The sequence below is a fragment of the Kitasatospora sp. NPDC094019 genome, assembly GCF_044764505.1.
GTDB lineage: Bacteria > Actinomycetota > Actinomycetes > Streptomycetales > Streptomycetaceae > Kitasatospora.
Genome location: NZ_JBIWIF010000006.1, coordinates 156,073 through 174,476, shown reverse-complemented (window position 1 = coordinate 174,476; position 18,404 = coordinate 156,073). Strand labels below are relative to the sequence as shown.

General features: G+C 74.0%; 17 protein-coding genes. 13 read left to right on the top strand and 4 right to left on the bottom strand.

All coding sequences use genetic code 11. From position 1 onward, the window contains the following. Positions 1 to 100: 100 nt before the first annotated feature. From rimI to ACIQ9P_RS15500, 4 genes are all read left to right on the top strand, one after another. Positions 101 to 643 carry a ribosomal protein S18-alanine N-acetyltransferase gene (gene rimI / locus ACIQ9P_RS15515; protein ID WP_402355829.1) on the top strand — a complete coding sequence of 181 codons (543 nt, stop codon included), beginning with the start codon at positions 101 to 103 and terminating at the stop codon, positions 641 to 643. Continuing rightward, positions 636 to 1,727, top strand: a complete 1,092-nt coding sequence (gene tsaD, locus ACIQ9P_RS15510; RefSeq protein ID WP_402355237.1) for a tRNA (adenosine(37)-N6)-threonylcarbamoyltransferase complex transferase subunit TsaD — start codon at positions 636 to 638, stop codon at positions 1,725 to 1,727. The genes rimI and tsaD overlap by 8 nt, the downstream gene beginning before the upstream one ends. Continuing rightward, positions 1,724 to 1,990: a hypothetical protein gene (locus tag ACIQ9P_RS15505; protein ID WP_402355235.1), complete on the top strand. Its 267-nt coding sequence runs from the start codon at positions 1,724 to 1,726 to the stop codon at positions 1,988 to 1,990. The genes tsaD and ACIQ9P_RS15505 overlap by 4 nt, the downstream gene beginning before the upstream one ends. Before the next feature lie 99 nt (positions 1,991 to 2,089). Further along, on the top strand, positions 2,090 to 3,028 hold the full coding sequence (locus ACIQ9P_RS15500; protein WP_402355233.1) for a polysaccharide deacetylase family protein: 939 nt from the start codon (positions 2,090 to 2,092) through the stop codon (positions 3,026 to 3,028). On the opposite strand, the gene ACIQ9P_RS15495 is transcribed toward ACIQ9P_RS15500, so the two are convergent. Then, on the bottom strand, positions 3,004 to 4,233 hold the full coding sequence (locus tag ACIQ9P_RS15495; protein ID WP_402355231.1) for a methyltransferase domain-containing protein: 1,230 nt from the start codon (positions 4,231 to 4,233) through the stop codon (positions 3,004 to 3,006). The genes ACIQ9P_RS15500 and ACIQ9P_RS15495 overlap by 25 nt on opposite strands. A gap of 256 nt (positions 4,234 to 4,489) precedes the next feature. Here ACIQ9P_RS15495 and groES point away from each other — a divergent pair, with 256 nt between their 5' ends. From groES to ACIQ9P_RS15480, 3 genes are all read left to right on the top strand, one after another. Next, positions 4,490 to 4,795, top strand: coding sequence for a co-chaperone GroES (gene groES / locus ACIQ9P_RS15490; RefSeq protein ID WP_014136232.1), 306 nt, complete (start codon positions 4,490 to 4,492; stop codon positions 4,793 to 4,795). 113 nt (positions 4,796 to 4,908) lie between these two features. Further along, entirely contained in the window at positions 4,909 to 6,537 is a 1,629-nt protein-coding gene (gene groL, locus ACIQ9P_RS15485) for a chaperonin GroEL (protein WP_402355229.1), read from the top strand. Positions 6,538 to 6,706: 169 nt separating this feature from the next. Continuing rightward, positions 6,707 to 7,708, top strand: coding sequence for a LysR family transcriptional regulator (locus ACIQ9P_RS15480; protein WP_402355227.1), 1,002 nt, complete (start codon positions 6,707 to 6,709; stop codon positions 7,706 to 7,708). Positions 7,709 to 7,874: 166 nt separating this feature from the next. Here the strand turns inward: ACIQ9P_RS15480 and ACIQ9P_RS15475 are convergent, their stop codons facing one another. Beyond that, positions 7,875 to 8,201, bottom strand: a complete 327-nt coding sequence (locus ACIQ9P_RS15475; protein WP_053649143.1) for a WhiB family transcriptional regulator — start codon at positions 8,199 to 8,201, stop codon at positions 7,875 to 7,877. Between the two features lie 570 nt (positions 8,202 to 8,771). Between ACIQ9P_RS15475 and ACIQ9P_RS15470 the strand changes: the two genes are divergently transcribed. From ACIQ9P_RS15470 to ACIQ9P_RS15455, 4 genes are all read left to right on the top strand, one after another. Then, the gene (locus ACIQ9P_RS15470; RefSeq protein WP_014136228.1) at positions 8,772 to 9,383 is read left to right on the top strand and encodes a response regulator transcription factor; all 612 of its coding nucleotides are present in this window, start codon (positions 8,772 to 8,774) and stop codon (positions 9,381 to 9,383) included. A gap of 317 nt (positions 9,384 to 9,700) precedes the next feature. Then, positions 9,701 to 10,369, top strand: a complete 669-nt coding sequence (gene shbA / locus ACIQ9P_RS15465) for an RNA polymerase sigma factor ShbA (protein WP_402355225.1) — start codon at positions 9,701 to 9,703, stop codon at positions 10,367 to 10,369. A gap of 314 nt (positions 10,370 to 10,683) precedes the next feature. After that, complete coding sequence (guaB, locus tag ACIQ9P_RS15460) at positions 10,684 to 12,189, top strand: IMP dehydrogenase (protein ID WP_402355223.1); 1,506 nt, start codon at positions 10,684 to 10,686, stop codon at positions 12,187 to 12,189. Between the two features lie 192 nt (positions 12,190 to 12,381). After that, the gene (locus ACIQ9P_RS15455) at positions 12,382 to 13,509 is read left to right on the top strand and encodes a GuaB3 family IMP dehydrogenase-related protein (protein ID WP_402355221.1); all 1,128 of its coding nucleotides are present in this window, start codon (positions 12,382 to 12,384) and stop codon (positions 13,507 to 13,509) included. Between the two features lie 126 nt (positions 13,510 to 13,635). Here the strand turns inward: ACIQ9P_RS15455 and ACIQ9P_RS15450 are convergent, their stop codons facing one another. Continuing rightward, a complete protein-coding gene (locus tag ACIQ9P_RS15450) occupies positions 13,636 to 14,232 on the bottom strand; it encodes a hypothetical protein (RefSeq protein ID WP_402355219.1) in 597 nt (198 codons plus the stop codon). A gap of 254 nt (positions 14,233 to 14,486) precedes the next feature. On the opposite strand from ACIQ9P_RS15450, the gene ACIQ9P_RS15445 reads away from it, so the two are divergent. Beyond that, a complete protein-coding gene (locus tag ACIQ9P_RS15445) occupies positions 14,487 to 16,424 on the top strand; it encodes a serine/threonine-protein kinase (protein WP_402355218.1) in 1,938 nt (645 codons plus the stop codon). A 177-nt stretch (positions 16,425 to 16,601) separates the two neighbouring features. Here the strand turns inward: ACIQ9P_RS15445 and ACIQ9P_RS15440 are convergent, their stop codons facing one another. Beyond that, the gene (locus ACIQ9P_RS15440; RefSeq protein ID WP_402355216.1) at positions 16,602 to 17,144 is read right to left on the bottom strand and encodes an SHOCT domain-containing protein; all 543 of its coding nucleotides are present in this window, start codon (positions 17,142 to 17,144) and stop codon (positions 16,602 to 16,604) included. Positions 17,145 to 17,223: 79 nt separating this feature from the next. Here ACIQ9P_RS15440 and ACIQ9P_RS15435 point away from each other — a divergent pair, with 79 nt between their 5' ends. Next, positions 17,224 to 18,348, top strand: a complete 1,125-nt coding sequence (locus ACIQ9P_RS15435; protein WP_402355214.1) for a hypothetical protein — start codon at positions 17,224 to 17,226, stop codon at positions 18,346 to 18,348. The last annotated feature ends 56 nt before the right edge of the window (positions 18,349 to 18,404 follow it).

Here is an 18,404-nt window from a genome sequence, read left to right as displayed (position 1 = left end):
CGGCACCGTCGGCCCCGGTGCCGCCGCTCCGGCCCCGGACGACCGCGCGCCGGCCGACCGGGTCCCGGCGGACCGGGCTCCCGCCGCCCGGCTGCGCCCGATGCGCTGGTGGCACATCGCCCCGGTACTGCTGCTGGAGCAGGAGTTGTTCCCGGAGGACGCCTGGTCGGCCGGCATGTTCTGGTCCGAGCTGGCCGAGGCCCACCCCGGCGGCACCCGGCACTACACCGTCGCCGTCACCCCGGACGGCGCGGTCGTCGGCTACGCGGGGCTGATGGCGGTGGGCGGCGACGGCGACGTGCAGACCATCGCGGTCGACGGACGCCACCAGGGCACCGGGCTCGGCGCGGCGCTGCTCGCGGACCTGGTCCGGGAGTCGGCCCGGCGCGGCTGCGCGGACCTGCTGCTGGAGGTGCGGGTGGACAACACCCGCGCGCAGCGCCTCTACGAGCGCTTCGGCTTCGAGCCGGTCGGCATCCGGCGCGGCTACTACCAGCCGGCCGGCATCGACGCGCTGGTGATGCGGCTCGACCTCACGGCCGTCCCGGCCGACCCCGCCGCCTCCGCCGCGGCCCCCGACGACCTCGACGAACCCGCGGACCACCCGCGACCGGATGTGAAGAAGGACACCCCCCATGGCTGACGAACCGCTCGTCCTCGGCATCGAGACCTCCTGCGACGAGACCGGCGTCGGCATCGTGCGCGGCACCACCCTGCTGGCCGACGCGGTGGCCTCCAGCGTCAACGACCACGCCCGCTTCGGCGGCGTCGTCCCCGAGATCGCCAGCCGCGCGCACCTGGAGGCGATGGTCCCGACGATCCAGCGCGCCCTGGACACCGCGGGCGTCAGGGCGAGCGACCTGGACGGCATCGCCGTCACCGCCGGACCGGGCCTGGCCGGCGCGCTGCTGGTCGGCGTGAGCGCCGCCAAGGCGTACGCGTGGGCCCTCGACAAGCCGCTGTACGGGGTCAACCACCTCGCCTCGCACATCTGCGTGGACCAGCTGGAGCACGGCCGCCTGCCCTCGCCGACGATGGCCCTGCTGGTCTCCGGCGGGCACTCCTCGCTGCTGCTGAGCGAGGACATCACCACCGACGTCCGCCCGCTCGGCGCGACCATCGACGACGCGGCCGGCGAAGCCTTCGACAAGGTGGCCCGGGTGCTCGGGCTGGGCTTCCCCGGCGGCCCGGTGGTGGACCGCAGGGCCCGCGAGGGCGACCCGAAGGCGATCGCCTTCCCGCGCGGCCTGACCGGTCCCAAGGACCCGGAGTACGACTTCTCCTTCTCCGGTCTGAAGACCGCCGTCGCCCGCTGGGTGGAGGCGAAGCGCCGGGCCGGCGAGGAGGTGCCGGTCGCGGACGTCGCGGCGTCCTTCCAGGAGGCGGTCACCGACGTGCTCACCCGCAAGGCCGTCAAGGCGTGCAAGGACAGCGGCGTCGACCACCTGATGATCGGCGGCGGTGTCGCGGCCAACTCCCGGCTCCGCGAGATGGCCCAGCAGCGCTGCGACCGGGCCGGCATCCGGCTCCGGGTGCCGCGTCCGGGCCTGTGCACCGACAACGGGGCGATGGTCGCCGCGCTCGGCAGCGAGATGGTCTGGCGGGACCGGGCGCCGTCCTCGCTCGACCTGTCGGCGGACTCCTCGCTGCCGGTCACCGAGGTCCACGTGCCGCACACCGACTTCCACGGGCAGGCGTACGAGGCCCTGACCGGGGAGCGGCGGTGAGCCCCACCACCGCCGCGATGTGGGAGGCCAGGGCCGCAGACGGCCGGGGCGCCGAGCTCTCCGGCTGGGTCCGGGGGACGGCACTGCCCGCGCTGCGCGGTTCGGCCGGGCTGCTCCGCGCCGAGCTGCTCGCCGCCCCCGGGGACCGGGTGCTGCTGATCACCTGGTGGTCCGGCGAGCCGGTCCCGGTGCCGGAGCCGCCCACCGCCCTGCTGGGCCGTCCGGCGCACCGCTGGTCCTTCACCAGCGAGCATGTGGAGTAGTCGCCCGTAGCCGTTCGCACGCCCGACCGGGAACCGAACGTCCGACCGTTACCGTGCTAGTGATCGAGGTCGCGGCACGGGAGCGGGGAGCAGGGCGCGGTGAACACGCAGGCACGGGGCAGGACGACGGTGTACGCGGCGGGGGTGCTGGCCCTGTTGGCCGCCGTCACCGGGTGCACGAGCGACGGCGGCAGCGGCGCGGCCTCGGCCGCGCTGGTCCCGGCGGGCGCCTCCCCGACGGGCGGTTCCCCGGGGACGGCCGCCCCGGCGCCCTCGCGGTCCGGGAGCCCGGCTCCGACCGCGTCCCCGACCGGGGGCGGCCCGGCCGCCGGGGACGCCGCCGCGTGGGCGAAGTGGCACCTCACGCCGCTGCCGCCGGCGCCGCCCGCGCCCGCCGACAAGCCGGTGAAGCTCGCGCGGACCGGGCCGGTCCCGGTGTTCAGCGAGGTGAGGACCCCCGACAAGGTCGTCTTCGTCACCATCGACGACGGTGCCGAGAAGGACCCGAAGTTCGTCGAGATGCTGACCGACCTCAAGGTGCCGGTGTCGATGTTCCTGACCCGCGACATCGTCAAGGACGACTACGGCTACTTCAAGCGCCTCCAGGCCCTCGGCAACCACGTCCACAACCACACCGTGGACCACGCCCAGCTGAGCAAGGTGCCGCCGGAGAAGCAGAAGTCCGAGATCTGCGACGCCCAGGCCGCGCTCACCCAGCAGTACGGCACCCCGCCGCTGCTGTTCCGCCCGCCGTACGGGGACGGCGCCAACACGCCGGCGCTCAACACCGCGGTGCAGCAGTGCGGGCCGAGGGCCGTGGTGCTGTGGCGCGAGTCGATGCAGATCCACGACATGCAGTACCAGGCCGCGGACAAGAAGCTGCGGCCCGGCGACATCGTGCTCGCCCACTTCCGGGGCCCGAAGGACCTCAAGGGCGAGACGATGACGCAGATGTTCGGCGAGCTGCTGGCCCGGATCCAGGAGCAGGGCTTCGCGGTGGCCCGGCTGGAGGACTACATCGAGGCGCCGGCCGCCTGAACGGCCGCGGCCGGTCCGGTGACGGGGTGGCCCAGCATCATCAGCGGGCCGTTGTCGGTGCGGCTGAGGACCACCGTGACGGCGTTCGGACCGGTGGGCCGCAGCTGCCGGCGCAGTTCCTCCGGGGTGATCGCCATCCCGCGCTTCTTGATCACCACCGTGCCGACCTTCCGCTCGCGCAGCAGCGCCTTGAGCTTCTTGATGTGGAACGGCAGCACGTCGGTGAGCTCGAAGGCGTGCGCGTACGGGGTGTCGACCAGCTCGTCGGAGGTCAGGTAGGCGATCTTCGGATCGATCAGCCGCCCGTTCACCAGCCCGGCCACCTCGGCGACCAGGTGGGCGCGGATCACGGCGCCGTCCGGCTCGTACAGGTAGCGGCCGACCGGTCCGGCCGGGGGATCGGGCAGGTCGCCGCCGGTGAGGCCGGCCCGCCGCGGCAGCAGGGTGGCGCGGTGCGGATGCCCGGCCCGGGTGCCGAACCAGAGCACCGCCTCCTTGACGTCGCCGTGGTCCGAGACCCACTCGGCCTCGGCGTCGGCCGGCACGGCCTCGTGCGGGATCCCGGGCGCCACCTTGAGCGCGCCGACGGGGGCGCGCCGACCGGCCTCGATCGCCCAGGACAGCGGCGGGGCGTACGCCTCGGGATCGAAGACCCGGCCGCGCGCGGTGCGCCGGGCGGGGTCGGTGAAGACCGCGTCGTAGCCGGTGACGTCGACCTCGGCGACGTCCGCGCAGCGCACCTCGACCAGCTCGGCGAGGCCGAGGGCGGCCGCGTTGGCGGTGAGGGCGGCACAGGCCGCCGGGTCCCGGTCGACGGCCAGCACCTCGATGCCGGCCCGGGCCAGCGCCAGGACGTCGCCGCCGATGCCGCAGCAGAGATCGGCCAGCCGCTTCACCCCGAGTCCGGCGAACCGCTCGGCCCGCCACTCGGCGACCTCGCGCCGGGTGGACTGCTCGACGCCGTTGGGCGTGAAGTACATGAGATCGGCGTCGGCGCCGAACTTGGCCCGGGCCCGCTGGCGCAGCCGGGCCTGGCCGAAGGCGGCCGACACCAGCTCGGCGGGGTGCTCCTTGCGCAGCCGGGTGGCCAGCGCCAGCTCCTCCTCGGGCGCGAACTCGCGCAGTTCGGCGAGCAGGGCCTGGCCCCGCTCGGTCAGCAGGGCCCGCAGGTCGTCGTTCTCCACCCGCCCATTCTCCCCGGTCACGGGGGCCCGGGGCGCCGGGTCCCCGGGCGGGATCGGGGCGGTCGCGGTTCGGGCGCGGGGGCGTCGGACGGGACCGGCCCGCGTGGCGTTGGCACTCTGGTTGACTGAGTGCTAACGGCCGCCTATGGTCATCACTAGCACTCACCACCGGGGGAGTGCTAACGCGAAAGTGCGTGTCTGACCCCCGCGACGGCAGATCCGCGAGTTCGCCCCTACCCGTTAGAAAACCCCGTAATCTCCGAAGGGGAGCTCGGACGTGACCACCAGCAGCAAGGTTGCCATCAAGCCGCTCGAGGACCGCATTGTGGTCCAGCCGCTCGACGCCGAGACCACCACGGCCTCCGGCCTGGTTATCCCGGACACCGCCAAGGAGAAGCCCCAGGAGGGCGTCGTCCTGGCTGTCGGCCCGGGCCGCTTCGAGGACGGCCAGCGTCTTCCGCTCGACGTCGCCGTGGGTGACATCGTCCTGTACTCGAAGTACGGCGGCACCGAGGTGAAGTACCAGGGCGAGGAGTACCTGGTGCTCTCCGCGCGCGACGTTCTCGCGATCATCGAGAAGTAAAAGCGTTCAGCCACGCCCCGGATCCGTGTCCCTAGTGACAGGGGCCGGGGCGTGGCTGTTGGTTCACGTAGTCGAGCGGCCGGCGACGGCCGCACCCCGAAGGAATAGGGAACATGCCGAAGATCCTGCAGTTCGACGAGGACGCCCGCCGCTCGCTCGAGCGCGGTGTCAACAAGCTGGCCGACACCGTCAAGGTGACCATCGGCCCCAAGGGCCGCAACGTCGTCATCGACAAGAAGTTCGGCGCCCCGACCATCACCAACGACGGTGTCACCATCGCCCGTGAGGTCGAGCTCGACGACCCGTACGAGAACCTTGGCGCGCAGCTCGTCAAGGAGGTCGCCACCAAGACCAACGACGTCGCGGGCGACGGCACCACCACCGCCACCGTGCTGGCCCAGGCCCTGGTCAACGAGGGTCTGCGCAACGTCGCCGCCGGCGCCGGCCCGGCCGCCCTGAAGAAGGGCATCGACAAGGCCGTCGCCGCCGTCTCCGCGCACCTGCTGTCGGTCGCCCGCGAGATCGAGGGCAAGGACGACGTCGCCGCCGTCGCGAGCCTCTCCGCCCAGGACACCCAGGTCGGCGAGCTCATCGCCGAGGCGATCGACAAGGTCGGCAAGGACGGTGTCATCACCGTCGAGGAGTCGAACACCTTCGGCGTGGAGCTGGACTTCACCGAGGGCATGCAGTTCGACAAGGGCTACCTGTCGCCGTACTTCGTCACCGACGCGGAGCGGCAGGAGGCGATCCTCGAGGACCCGTACATCCTGATCAACCAGGGCAAGATCTCCTCCATCCAGGAGCTGCTGCCGCTGCTGGAGAAGATCCTGCAGGGCGGCACCTCCCGCCCGCTGCTGATCATCGCCGAGGACGTCGACGGCGAGGCGCTGTCCACCCTCGTGGTGAACAAGATCCGCGGCACCTTCAACGCGGTGGCCGTGAAGGCCCCGGGCTTCGGCGACCGCCGCAAGGCGATCCTCGGCGACCTGGCCGTCCTCACCGGCGGCACCGTGATCTCCGAGGAGGTCGGCCTCAAGCTCGACCAGGCCGGTCTGGACGTGCTGGGCTCCGCCCGCCGCGTGACCGTCACCAAGGACGAGACGATCGTCGTCGACGGTGCCGGTGACTCCGAGGCCGTGGCCGGCCGCGTCGGCCAGATCAAGGCCGAGATCGCCAACACCGACTCGGACTGGGACCGCGAGAAGCTGCAGGAGCGCCTGGCCAAGCTGGCCGGCGGCGTCTGTGTCATCCGCGTCGGTGCCGCCACCGAGGTGGAGCTGAAGGAGCGCAAGCACCGCCTGGAGGACGCCATCTCGGCGACCCGCGCCGCGGTCGAGGAGGGCATCGTCGCCGGTGGTGGCGCCTCGCTGGTCCACGCCGCCAAGGTGCTGGACGAGGGCCTGGGCCTGACCGGCGACGAGGCCACCGGTGTCGCGGTCGTCCGCAAGGCGCTGCACGAGCCGCTGCGCTGGATCGCCCAGAACGCCGGCCTGGAGGGCTACGTCATCACCTCCAAGGTCGCCGAGCTGGAGCTGGGCCAGGGCTACAACGCCGCCACCGGCGAGTACGGCGACCTGGTGAAGGCCGGCGTCATCGACCCGGTCAAGGTCACCCGCTCCGCCCTGGAGAACGCCGCCTCGATCGCCTCCCTGCTCCTCACCACCGAGACCCTCGTGGTGGAGAAGAAGGAGGAGGAGGCCGAGGCCGGTCACTCGCACGGCGGTCACGGCCACTCGCACTGAGGCCCGACGCACTGACCGGAGGCCCGGTCCGCGCCCCGCTGGGGGTGGCGGGCCGGGCCTCCGGCGTTGCGGCGGGACCGGGCCGGGCCGGGGCGGCGCCGGTGTGTTCCATCCTTCAACTATCAGTTGAATTTTGCTTGTTGCAAAGAATGCCTTATATCTTGGAGGCATGATCGAGGCCCGCCACCTGCGCGTCCTGCGTGCCGTCGCCCGCACCGGCTCCTTCTCCGCCGCCGCTCGTGAGCTGGGCTGCACCCAGCCCGCCATCAGCCAGCAGATGAAGGCGCTGGAGAAGTCCGTGGACACCCCGCTGGTGGTCCGTTCGGGCCGCGGGATGCAGCTCAGCGAGGCAGGCCGGGTGCTGCTCAAGCATGCCACCGGAATCCTCGCCGGACTCTCCGCCGCCGAGGAGGAGGTGGCCGCGATCGCCGGGCTGCGGGCCGGCCGGGTCCGGCTGGTGTCCTTCCCGACCGCCAGTTCGACCCTGGTGCCTCCGGCCGTCGCCCGGCTGCGGGGCACCCATCCGGGGGTCCGCGTGTCGCTGGTCGAGGCGGAGCCGCCGGAGTCGCTGGCGATGCTGCGCGGCGGCGAGTGCGAGGTCGCGCTCGCCTTCCGCTATCCGCAGGCCCCCGGTGCCGCCGTCACCGCCGCCGCGCCCGTGCACGGCATGCCGCGGGAGGCGCGCGCCGAGGCCAATCTGGAGGCCCAGCAGCTGAGCGCCGGCGCCGACTGGTCCGATCTGGTGGCCACCCCGCTGCTGGACGACCCACTGGTCGGCCTGCTGCCCGCCGGGCACCGGCTGGCCGGGCGCGGCGGGCCGGTGGAACTGGCCGAACTGGCGGAGGAGCAGTGGATCGCCGGCTGCCCGCAGTGCCGGGGTCATCTGGTGGAGCTGTGCGCGGGAGCCGGCTTCGAGCCGCGGATCGACTTCGCCACCGACGACTACCCGGCCGTGGTCGGGCTGGTGGCGGCCGGGCTCGGGGTGGCGGTGCTGCCCGGCCTGGCGCTGGAGTCGGTACGCCCGGACGGGGTGGCGACGGTGGCGGTGCACGCCGCCTCGGGGGCGCCGGCGGTGCGGCAGGTGGTCGCGCTGACCCTGCCGGACCTCGCCGAGGTGCCGGCGGTGGCGCTGATGCTGGAGCGGCTGTCCGGGGCGGCCGCCGGGCGCTGACGCCGCCGACCCGCCCGCCCGGCCGCCGGGTCGGGCCGGGCCGGGCTTCGGGCGGACGTCACCCGGACGGGGCCGCCGGGCCCGGAGGGGGTGCCGCGAGGGCTCGTGGCGACCGCAGAAGAACCGCAGAAGAAACGTTTCTCCTCCCCGGCGCGGAACCGGCCGCCTACTGCTGGGACACGCCCGGAGCGACCAGCGGCACCTCCGCCAGGCGGTGGCGCGAGCGGCCCATCAGCTCCTCGCGCTCGTCCTCGGTGAGCCCGCCCCAGACGCCGTACGGCTCGCGGACCGCCAGGGCGTGCGCGGCGCACTCGGTCCGGACCGGGCAGCGGGTGCAGACCTCCTTGGCACTGGCTTCGCGTGAACTGCGGGCGGCCCCGCGCTCTCCCTCGGGGTGGAAGAAGAGGGAGCTGTCCACGCCGCGGCAGGCCGCGGAGAGCTGCCAGTCCCAGAGATCCGCGTTGGGGCCGGGGAGGCGGGAGAAATCTGCCATGGCTCATTCCCTTCAGAGGTCGTCGACCGCGGGCCGGTCACCAGCGGGTCGCGCTGGAGTCGGCTCGGCGGGGCGTCCGGCGCGGTGTGGACACCTGGAAATATGACTTACGGCAACTCCATGGACAAGTCACCCACAGAGTGGCACAACAGTCAATGACCATACAAAAGCTCTAAAAACGGGCAAAGTGGGCATGACTGTCGGGCCGGGAGTCACCCGGCGCAAGCGTGGCAATCGGGTGGCCGATGGGCGCGCGGGGCGCCGCTCGGGTGTGCGGGTCGTGCGCCCACAGCGCGCGAGCTGCGCAAAAGTGCGGCGTGTGCACCGCGATGCGGCTGATCGGTAACGGGTCGGCCACGTACAGTGGTGGAGATGGCCCTGAAGGCCGTAACTCATTCGAGTGATGGTCGTTGGAAGTGTGGAGGCGGTTAGCGGACGCCGGACGTCGGGAACGATCGCGGGGAACCTGGGCGATCGGCACGGAGTCCGACGCCGGTGGGCCGTGTCGGAGAGGTTCGTACCAGCCAGGAGGCTCAACGTGACGCGGATCAGCTGCGGAGGACGACGGTCATGACTTCCGTTCTCGTTTGCGACGATTCCCCGCTCGCCCGCGAGGCGCTACGCCGCGCGGTCGCGACCGTACCCGGTGTCGACCGGGTCACCACCGCGACGAACGGTGAGGAGGTCCTCCGCCGCTGGGTGGCCGACCGCTCCGATCTCGTCCTGATGGACGTCCGGATGCCCGGCCTCGGCGGGGTGGAGACGGTCCGGCGGCTGTTGTCCGCCGACCCGGGTGCCCGGATCATCATGCTCACCGTCGCCGAGGACCTCGACGGTGTCGCCCTCGCGGTCGCCGCGGGTGCGCGCGGGTACCTGCACAAGGACGCCTCGCGCGCCGAACTGCGGGCCACCGTGACCCAGGCCCTCGCCGACCCGACCTGGCGGCTCGCCCCCCGCCGGCTGCGCAGCCCCGACATGGGGGCCGCGCCGACCCTGACGGCACGTGAGATCCAGGTGCTCGAAGGCATGAGCCACGGCCGCAGCAACGCGGAGATCGGCCGGGAGCTGTTCCTCTCCGAGGACACCGTCAAGACCCACGCCCGGCGGCTGTTCAAGAAGCTCGGCGCCTCGGACCGCGCGCACGCGGTGGCCCTGGGCTTCCGGTGGGGCCTGGTCCGCTGACCGCCGGTGCCGCCGCCGGTTCCGGCACGCTGCTCGCGATTGTCCGTGCGGGGGCGTGTGACGTTACGGCCCCGAGGTTGCACCATGGAGGAGTGGAACACCTCGGGGACCAGCGGACAGGAACTGCGGCGAACCACACAGCCGCAGGAGACTCGGCGGACGGCGCGGCGGACGATCCCGTTCACGGCGGCGGGGCGGGAGGCGGTGCGGTGCAGGAGGGGCCGGTGGTGCGTACCGGAGCGGCACCGCATAACGTTCCGGTGCACAACTCCGGACGCGGTGCCGCGTTTTCCCGCGCGACCAGGCACCATGGACCGATGCGTGACGACGTGACCGGGTCTCCCGGTGAGGCGGACCCGGTGGAGGCCGAGCCCTCCGCGCCCGGGCCCGCCCCGGCGTACGCGGATCCGGCCGACGGACCGGGCGCGCTCGCCGCGCTCGTCGCGGCCGCCGTCCGGGGCGAGGGCCCGGCGATCGACGCCCTGCTCGCCCACGTGCACCCGCTGGCGCTGCGCTACTGCCGCGGCCGGCTGGTCCGGCTGCCCGGCGGGGCCCGGCACCACGTCGACGACATCGCCCAGGAGGTCTGCGTCGCGGTGCTCTGCGCGCTGCCCCGCTACCGGGACCAGGGCCGCCCCTTCGAAGCCTTCGTCTACGGGATCGCCGCCCACAAGATCGCCGACCTCCAGCGGGCCGCGATGCGCGGGCCCGGATCGACCGTGGTCCCGCAGGACGACCTGCCGGAGGTGCCGGACGACGCGCTCGGCCCGGAGGAGCGGGCGCTGCTCAGCAGCGACGCCGCGTGGGCCAAGGAACTGCTCTCCAACCTGCCGGCCCGGCAGCGCGAGCTGGTCCTGCTGCGGGTGGCCGCCGGTCTGTCGGCGGAGGAGACCGGCGAGGTGCTCGGCATGTCGCCGGGGGCCGTCCGGGTCGCCCAGCACCGGGCCCTCAGCCGTCTCCGCGCCCTGGCGGAGGAGTCCTCCTAGCGGCGGGGAGCACCGGCTCCCGCCCCGGCCGTCGGCGCCGGGCGGAGCGCCCCGGAGGCGGGCGGGCGGGGCGCGGAATGGCTCATGGTGGGCCGGTGTTGTCAAGGGCACACGAGGACCCATTCGCGGTGCCAGTACCATGGGGTATCGGCGTCTGGGCGGGTCGCCAAAGTTCCGACGGTGCACACGGGGTTCCCCTGGAGGATCCTCCTATGGACACCGGGCTTTCGGCGGTCCGAGCGAGTGAGCTGATGACTGCGCCCCCACCCTCAGGGCGTGAGCTGATTAGGCCGGCCACGGAAGGTACCCCCGAAATGTCTTACAACGCCGCAGGCGTACCCGAGAAGTTCGCGATGCTCGGGCTCACGTACGACGACGTCCTGCTGCTGCCGGGGGCGTCCGAGGTGCTGCCGAACCAGGTCGACACCTCCTCCCGGGTCTCCCGCAACGTGCGGGTGAACATCCCGCTGCTCTCGGCCGCGATGGACAAGGTCACCGAGGCGCGGATGGCGATCTCGATGGCCCGTCAGGGCGGCGTCGGCGTCCTGCACCGCAACCTGTCGGTCGAGGACCAGGCCAACCAGGTCGACCTGGTGAAGCGCTCCGAGTCCGGCATGGTCACCGACCCGATCACGGTCGGCCCGGACACCACTTTGGCCGAGGCCGACGCGCTGTGCGCGAAGTTCCGCATCTCCGGTGTGCCGATCGCCGACGAGGGCGGCAAGCTGCTCGGCATCGTCACCAACCGCGACATGGCCTTCGAGTCGGACCGCAGCCGCCGCGTCCGCGAGATCATGACCCCGATGCCGCTGATCACCGGCAAGGTCGGGATCTCCGGCGTCGACGCGATGGCGCTGCTCCGCCGCCACAAGATCGAGAAGCTGCCGCTGGTCGACGACGAGGGCCGGATCAAGGGCCTCATCACCGTCAAGGACTTCGTCAAGGCGGAGCAGTACCCGAACGCCGCCAAGGACGCCGAGGGCCGGCTGCTGGTCGGTGCCGCCGTCGGCGCCAGCGCCGAGGCGTTCGACCGCGCCCAGGCCCTGGTGGAGGCGGGCGTGGACTTCCTCGTCGTCGACACCTCGCACGGCCACAGCCACAACGCGCTGGCCTGGATCGCGAAGATCAAGGCCGCCGTCGGCGTCGACGTGGTCGGCGGCAACGTCGCCACCCGTGACGGCGCCCAGGCGCTGATCGACGCCGGCGTGGACGGCGTCAAGGTCGGCGTCGGCCCGGGCTCCATCTGCACCACCCGTGTGGTCGCCGGCATCGGCGTTCCGCAGGTCACCGCGATCTACGAGGCGGCCCTGGCCTGCCGGGCGGCCGGCGTGCCGGTCATCGGCGACGGCGGCCTGCAGTACTCCGGCGACATCGGCAAGGCGCTTGCCGCCGGCGCCGACACCGTGATGCTCGGCTCGCTGCTGGCCGGCTGCGAGGAGTCCCCGGGCGAGCTGCTGTTCATCAACGGCAAGCAGTTCAAGTCCTACCGCGGCATGGGCTCGCTGGGCGCCATGCAGACCCGCGGCCAGGCGCGCTCCTTCTCCAAGGACCGCTACTTCCAGGGCGACGTCACCTCCGACGAGAAGCTGATCGCCGAGGGCATCGAGGGCCAGGTCCCCTACCGCGGCCCGCTGTCCGCGGTGCTGTACCAGCTGATCGGCGGCCTGCGCCAGACCATGGGCTACGTGGGCGCCGCCTCCGTCGCCGAGATGGAGAGCAAGGGCCGGTTCGTCCGGATCACCTCGGCGGGCCTCAAGGAGAGCCACCCGCACGACATCCAGATGACCGTCGAGGCGCCGAACTACACCAGCCGCGGCTGATCCGGGGCTCGTCGGGAGGGCCCGCCACCGGCCGGTGGCGGGCCCTCCCGCCTGTCCGGACACCGGTGGGGCACCGGTCGGGCCCCGTCCGGGGAACGGGGCGGCGCCGTGCGGCCGGCGGGGGGTGCGGGATACTGGGGGCGGCCGGGGTGACCCGGCCGGCATGAGGCAATACCAGCAGAAGGGCTCGAAGTGACCGAGATCGAGATCGGGCGTGGCAAGCGCGGCCGCCGGGCGTACGCCTTCGACGACATCGCCGTCGTCCCCAGTCGCCGTACGCGCGACCCGAAGGAGGTCTCGATCGCCTGGCAGATCGACGCCTACCGTTTCGAGCTGCCGTTCCTGGCCGCGCCCATGGACAGCGTGGTTTCCCCGCAGCAGGCCATCACGATCGGCCGTCTCGGTGGCCTGGGCGTGCTGAACCTCGAAGGTCTCTGGACCCGCTACGAGGACCCGCAGCCGCTGCTCGACGAGATCGCCGCGATCACCGACGAGGCCGCCGCCACCCGCCGGCTGCAGGAGATCTACTCGGCGCCGATCAAGGCCGAGCTGATCAAGCAGCGGATCCAGGAGGTCCGCGACTCCGGCGTGGTCACCGCCGCCGCGCTCTCGCCGCAGCGCACCGCCGAGTTCTCCAAGGCCGTCGTGGACGCCGGGGTCGACGTCTTCGTCATCCGCGGCACCACCGTCTCGGCCGAGCACGTCTCCGGCGCCGCCGAGCCGCTCAACCTGAAGCAGTTCATCTACGAGCTGGACGTCCCGGTCATCGTCGGCGGCTGCGCCACCTACACCGCCGCCCTGCACCTCATGCGCACCGGCGCGGCCGGCGTGCTGGTGGGCTTCGGCGGCGGTGCCGCGCACACCACCCGCAACGTGCTGGGCATCCAGGTGCCGATGGCCACCGCCGTCGCCGACGTGGCCGCCGCCCGCCGCGACTACATGGACGAGTCCGGCGGCCGCTACGTGCACGTCATCGCGGACGGCGGCGTCGGCTACAGCGGCGACATCCCGAAGGCGGTCGCCTGCGGCGCCGACGCGGTGATGATCGGTGCCGCGCTGGCCCGGGCCACCGACGCGCCCGGCAAGGGCTACCACTGGGGCATGGAGGCCGTGCACGAGGAGCTGCCGCGCGGCAAGCGGGTCGACCTCGGCACCGTCGGCACGACCGAGGAGATCCTCACCGGTCCCTCGCACACCCCGGACGGCACCATGAACCTGTTCGGCGCCCTGCGCCGGGCGATGGCGACCACCGGGTACACCGAGCTCAAGGAGTTCCAGCGGGTCGAGGTGACCGTCAACCCGGCGCTGCACCACCGCTGAGCCGATCACGTCCGGCCCGAGGCCCCGTCGCACCGCGACCGGGGCCTCGGGCGGTTCCGGGGCCGGGCGCGGGCCTGGTCGGGGCGGAGCGGGGAAGGGCGCGGGGCGCGGGCCGGGTGGGCGCCGCTACTGGCGGGTGGCGGCGCGGCGGGTCAGCAGGAAGCCGCCGATCACGGCGATGCCGTAGAAGACCAGGTCCAGCGTGCGGCGGTCGGCGCGCCAGAGCGGGAGCGCGTCGTGGAGCAGCTCGCCGTACCCCGTTCCGGCCAGCCGGTGCAGTCGCCGGGTCTGCCCGAGCAACTGCCCGAGGAACAGCGCGCCGGACGCCAGTACGGCGCCCAGCGGCGGCAGCAGCCGCCCGGGGCCGCCGAACCGGCCGAGCGGCCAGGCCACCGCGGCCGCCGGGGCGATGGCAAGCCAGCCGACGGTGGACCCGGCCCGGATCGGCGCGCAGCCGAGCGCCGCCGCTCCGGCGAGCATCGCGAGGACGGCGATCGCCACCGCGAGTCCGGTCCGCCCGCGGCTGCGTCGGCGGCCCGCGGCGCCGTCGGCCGCCGGGGCGTCGCCGGTCGGGTCGACGGGGTGGTAACCGGCCACCGGCGCGCCCGGCATGCCGGGGGCCACGTACCCCTCCGGGGTCTCCGGTTCCGGTGCGACCGAGAAGTGCCGGGCCGCGGGCGGCCGGTTCGACTGGCCGTCAGCGCCCGGTGCGGATGCGGTCATGGACGTCCTGTTCCCCCCGGAAAGACGGTGAGCTGCCGAACCGTAGCAGTGGCCGGAGCCGGCCGGACAGAGTTTTCGATCACAGATCGAGCACGGAGCGCCCCCCCTGTCCGGGGTGCGGACCAGGGTGGCCGGGGGCCGGGTGGCCGGGCGCGCGCGGGACAGGGGATGATGGAGGCTTGGGCGTTCGGGCCCGACGCCGGTCCGACGTGCCGTCATCACGACCGCCAGCAGCACATGGGGGAACGTTCCGAATGACCCAGGCGCAGGGTTCCACCGGCCGCCTCCTGGCCGGACGCTACCGGCTGGACGCGGTGCTCGGTCGTGGTGGCATGGGCACAGTGTGGCGCGCCGAGGACGAGATGCTGGGCCGGACGGTCGCGGTCAAGGAACTGCGGATGAACGCCAGCGTGGACGAGGACGAGAAGCACCGGCTGATCGTCCGCACGCTGCGCGAGGCCAAGGCGACGGCGCGGATCCGGCACTCCTCGGCGGTCACCGTCTTCGACGTGGTCGAGGAGGACGACCGGCCGTGGATCGTCATGGAGCTGGTCGAGTCCCGCTCGCTCGCGGACGTCATCCGGGAGGACGGGCCGCTGGCGCCGGCCCGGGCGGCGGAGATCGCGCTGGACGTGCTCGGCGTGCTGAGCGCCGCGCACGCGCACGGCATCCTGCACCGGGACGTCAAGCCGTCCAACGTGCTGATCGGCGATGACGGCCGGGTCGTGCTCACGGACTTCGGGATCGCCAGCGTGGAGGGCGACTCCTCGGTGACGTCGACCGGGATGCTGGTCGGCGCGCCCTCGTACATATCCCCGGAGCGGGCCCAGGGGCAGAAGCCCGGGCCGCCGGCCGACCTCTGGTCGCTGGGCGGCACGCTGTACGCGATGGTCGAGGGGCGGCCGCCGTACGACCGTGGCTCGGCGCTGGCCACCCTGACGGCGGTGATGACGGAGAGGCTCACCGCACCGGTGAACGCCGGGCCGCTGCTGCCGGTGATCGAGGGCCTGCTGGCCAAGGACCCGACCGAGCGGTTGACCGCCCCGCAGACCCGGTCGATGCTCAAGCGGGTGGCCGCGGAGGCGACCGCCCGGGCCGAGTCGACCACCGAGCACGCGGTGCCGGTGGCGGGCGCGGGCGGTGACGCGGGCACCGGTGGTGACACGGGCGCGGGCGGCGGTTCGGGCAAGGGCGCCGACAAGGGCGGGAAGCCGCCGGTCGGCGGACTGCTCGGGACGGTCCGGGTGGGCAGCCGGGCCGGGGACGCCGGGAGCGACGGGACGGCGGCGCCGGGCACCCCGGAGACACCGGAGGACGGGCCGGCGCCGACGGAGGCCGCGGAGACCTCGGCGGAGGCGGCCAGACCGGTCACCAGCGAGTGGACCCTGGGCGCGACCCAGGCGGCCGGCGCCGACCCGCGCACCGGTCGGCGGCGGCTGGCCGTCGCGACGGCGGTGGTGGTGCTGCTGCTGGTCGCAGGCGTGATCGCGCTGCTGCAGGCGTTCGGCGACTCCGGGGACGGCTCGCCGGAGGGCGCGGGCGGCACCGCGCCGGTGGCGGCGGTCACGGACGGCGCCCAGGACGGCGCCGCGCCGGCGACGGCCCCGCAGACGCCGCCGGAGACCACCGGTCCGGGGGAGGCCGCGCCGCCCGCGGAGGCCGCCGAACCGGCCGCGACGCCCGCGCCGGCAGCGACACCGACTCCCACGCCGACCGCTGCCACGCCGACGCCGCCGCCCGGGGCCGTCGTGCCGGCCGGGTACCACGAGTACAAGGACCCGTCCGGCTTCTCGATCGTGCTGCCCGACTGGCTGCAGCCGACGGGCTCCGACGCGAACCGCCGCACCTTCAAGGGCAACGGCAGCACCCTGCGGATCGAGTGGACGACCACGCCGGGCGCGAGCGCGCTCGCCGACTGGCAGGCGTCCGAGCCCGGGCTGCGCGGTCAGGTGAGCAACTACCAGCGGGTGCAGCTGCAGTCCGTCGCCTACCGGGAGTGGACCAACGCGGCCGACTGGGAGTGGACCAACGGCACCCCCAGGACCCACTCGCTGAACCGGGGGTTCGTCACCGGCTCCCCGGCCAAGTACGGCTACGCGATCTACTGGACCACGCCGGACGCGGACTGGTCGGCGGCACCGAACGCGCAGGCACGGCAGACCGCGTTCGACACCTTCCAGCCCGCGCTGTAAGTCGCCCGCTCGTTGCCGGGGCGCTCTTGTCCGGTGCCGACGGTCGGCGTTCCCTCGCTCCTTCGTCGCTCCCTCGCGCTCTCCCTCTCGGCACCGGCGAGCCCCTTTGGCTCGGGGCGGGGGCGGGGTCGCCCGCTCGCGGGGAGGGGCCTCGGGCGCCCGCGGGTGCCCGTTCGGTCAGCCGATGAGGCGCTGTTTGGCGCGGGTGAACTCCTCGGCGGTGAGGGCGCCGGCGGTGTGCAGGGCGGCCAGGCGCTCCAGCTGGTCGAGCAGCTCGGCGCCGGTGGAGGCGGGGGCCGCGGGGGGCGTCAGGGCGCTCGGTTCCTTGCGGGAGCCCTCGCGCGCCAGCCGGGCGGCGGCCCGCAGCTGTTCGGCGAAGACCTCGGCCTTGACCACGTCCTCGAACCGGTGCGAGCCGGTCAGCGCGACCACGAGCAGCACCTCGCCGTTGATCCTGGTCCTGGTGACCGTCGCGTCGGTGACCGCCGCGAGCGGAACCGGGACCGGGGGCTTGCCGTCCTTGAGGAAGAGCAGTCGATGGGTGGTCAGGACCAGCACGCCCTTGCGGAAGTGGTCGGGGTGGCGTCCCGCCGTGGAGGCGATCGGCTTCTCGTCGGGGGCGACGTTCGCCTCCACGGTGCGCAGGGCCGCGGCCCGGTGGTCACTGCTGCTGTTGCCGGCCACGTCGAAGGCCGTGTCGATGAGATCGCTCCAGTCCATGGACCGAGGGTAATCCGGGGGACTCGGGCGGTGCCCTCCGTCGGCAACTAGGCTGGGCGGCGAGCGGAGAGGAACACGCATGCGAGCGGGCCCGGGTCAGGTGCTGGCGGGGCGTTATCGACTGACGGACCGTCCGGAGGCGTTGGGAGCGTTCGCCGTGGACGAGCGGAGCGGCGACGGCGTGCGGCTGCGCGCGCTGGAGCTGCCCGTCGCGCTGATCGGGGACCAGGAGCCGGACGGTCCCGTGGCGGAGCCGGGGGAGCGGCTGGTGCGGCGGGTGGCGGCGGTCGGCGCGGCGGCGCCCCGGCACGCCCGGCTGCTGCAGGGCGCGGGGGCGTTCGTCGAGGGCGACCTGCTGTGGACGGTCGAGGAACGCCCCGCCGGACGGTCGCTGGACGCGCTGCTCGCGGCCGGCCCGCTGCCGCCGTACCGGGCGGCGGAGGTGGCGGCGGACCTCGCCGGGGCGCTGCGGGCACTGCACGGCGCGGGTCTGGTGCACGGGAACGTGACGGCCGCCTCGGTGCTGGTCGGCGAGGACGGCGCGGCCCTGCTGGGCGGGTTGCTCCCCGGGGTGGCCGAGGAGGCGCTGGCGGAGGAACTGGGCGGTCCCGGCGGGCGGCGGCGCTACGAGGTGCGGGCCGCGCTGGTCGGGCCGGTGGCCGAGCGGTGGCCGCTGGACGGCGGTCCGGCCGGTGACTGCTGGGCGCTCGGGGTGCTGCTGCACCGGATGGCGACCGGGCGGGCGCCGTACCCGAAGAGCGGGGTGCCGGAGCTGGTGACGGCGGTGCGGGAGGGCCGCCGGGTGCCCGCCGCGGCCTGCGGGCCGCTGGGGCCGCTGGTGGAGCGCCTGGTGCGGGCGGATCCGGCGCTGCGGCCGACGGCGGCGGAGATCGGGGCGGAGCTGGCGGAGCTGCTGGCACGCGCGCCGGAGCCGGTGGACGGGCCGGGCGCGGACGGTGCGCCTGTGCTTCCCGGGCCCCGGGCGGCGGGACCGGCCGGGCGGCGCCGGGCGAAGGGCGGGGGGCGGTCGCGGGACAGTCGGTCGCGGGACCGTCGGCCCCGGGACGACCGCCCGCGGGACGACGCCTCCGGGACGGCCCGGCCGCCCCGGATCCCGCCGGCGCTGCTGGGGCCGCTCCTGGTCGGCGGAGTCTTCCTGCTCCTTGGCCTCGGTGTGGCGGCCGTGGTGCTGTTCGCGGGCTGACGGGGCCGGTGGGAACATGGTCGCCGGAACGGCGGGCCGGGGAGATTACCCGGGGG

Bases quoted from the DNA above. Each gene is read 5' to 3' on its own strand.
- ACIQ9P_RS15445 (WP_402355218.1), top strand. From the start codon at position 14,487: ATGACCCAGGCGCAGGGTTCCACCGGCCGCCTCCTGGCCGGACGCTAC.
- ACIQ9P_RS15480 (WP_402355227.1), top strand. From the start codon at position 6,707: ATGATCGAGGCCCGCCACCTGCGCGTCCTGCGTGCCGTCGCCCGCACC.
- guaB (WP_402355223.1), top strand. From the start codon at position 10,684: ATGTCTTACAACGCCGCAGGCGTACCCGAGAAGTTCGCGATGCTCGGG.
- tsaD (WP_402355237.1), top strand. From the start codon at position 636: ATGGCTGACGAACCGCTCGTCCTCGGCATCGAGACCTCCTGCGACGAG.
- ACIQ9P_RS15470 (WP_014136228.1), top strand. From the start codon at position 8,772: ATGACTTCCGTTCTCGTTTGCGACGATTCCCCGCTCGCCCGCGAGGCG.
- rimI (WP_402355829.1), top strand. From the start codon at position 101: ATGCGCTGGTGGCACATCGCCCCGGTACTGCTGCTGGAGCAGGAGTTG.
- ACIQ9P_RS15475 (WP_053649143.1), bottom strand. From the start codon at position 8,201: ATGGCAGATTTCTCCCGCCTCCCCGGCCCCAACGCGGATCTCTGGGAC.
- groL (WP_402355229.1), top strand. From the start codon at position 4,909: ATGCCGAAGATCCTGCAGTTCGACGAGGACGCCCGCCGCTCGCTCGAG.
- shbA (WP_402355225.1), top strand. From the start codon at position 9,701: ATGCGTGACGACGTGACCGGGTCTCCCGGTGAGGCGGACCCGGTGGAG.
- ACIQ9P_RS15450 (WP_402355219.1), bottom strand. From the start codon at position 14,232: ATGACCGCATCCGCACCGGGCGCTGACGGCCAGTCGAACCGGCCGCCC.
- ACIQ9P_RS15435 (WP_402355214.1), top strand. From the start codon at position 17,224: ATGCGAGCGGGCCCGGGTCAGGTGCTGGCGGGGCGTTATCGACTGACG.
- ACIQ9P_RS15440 (WP_402355216.1), bottom strand. From the start codon at position 17,144: ATGGACTGGAGCGATCTCATCGACACGGCCTTCGACGTGGCCGGCAAC.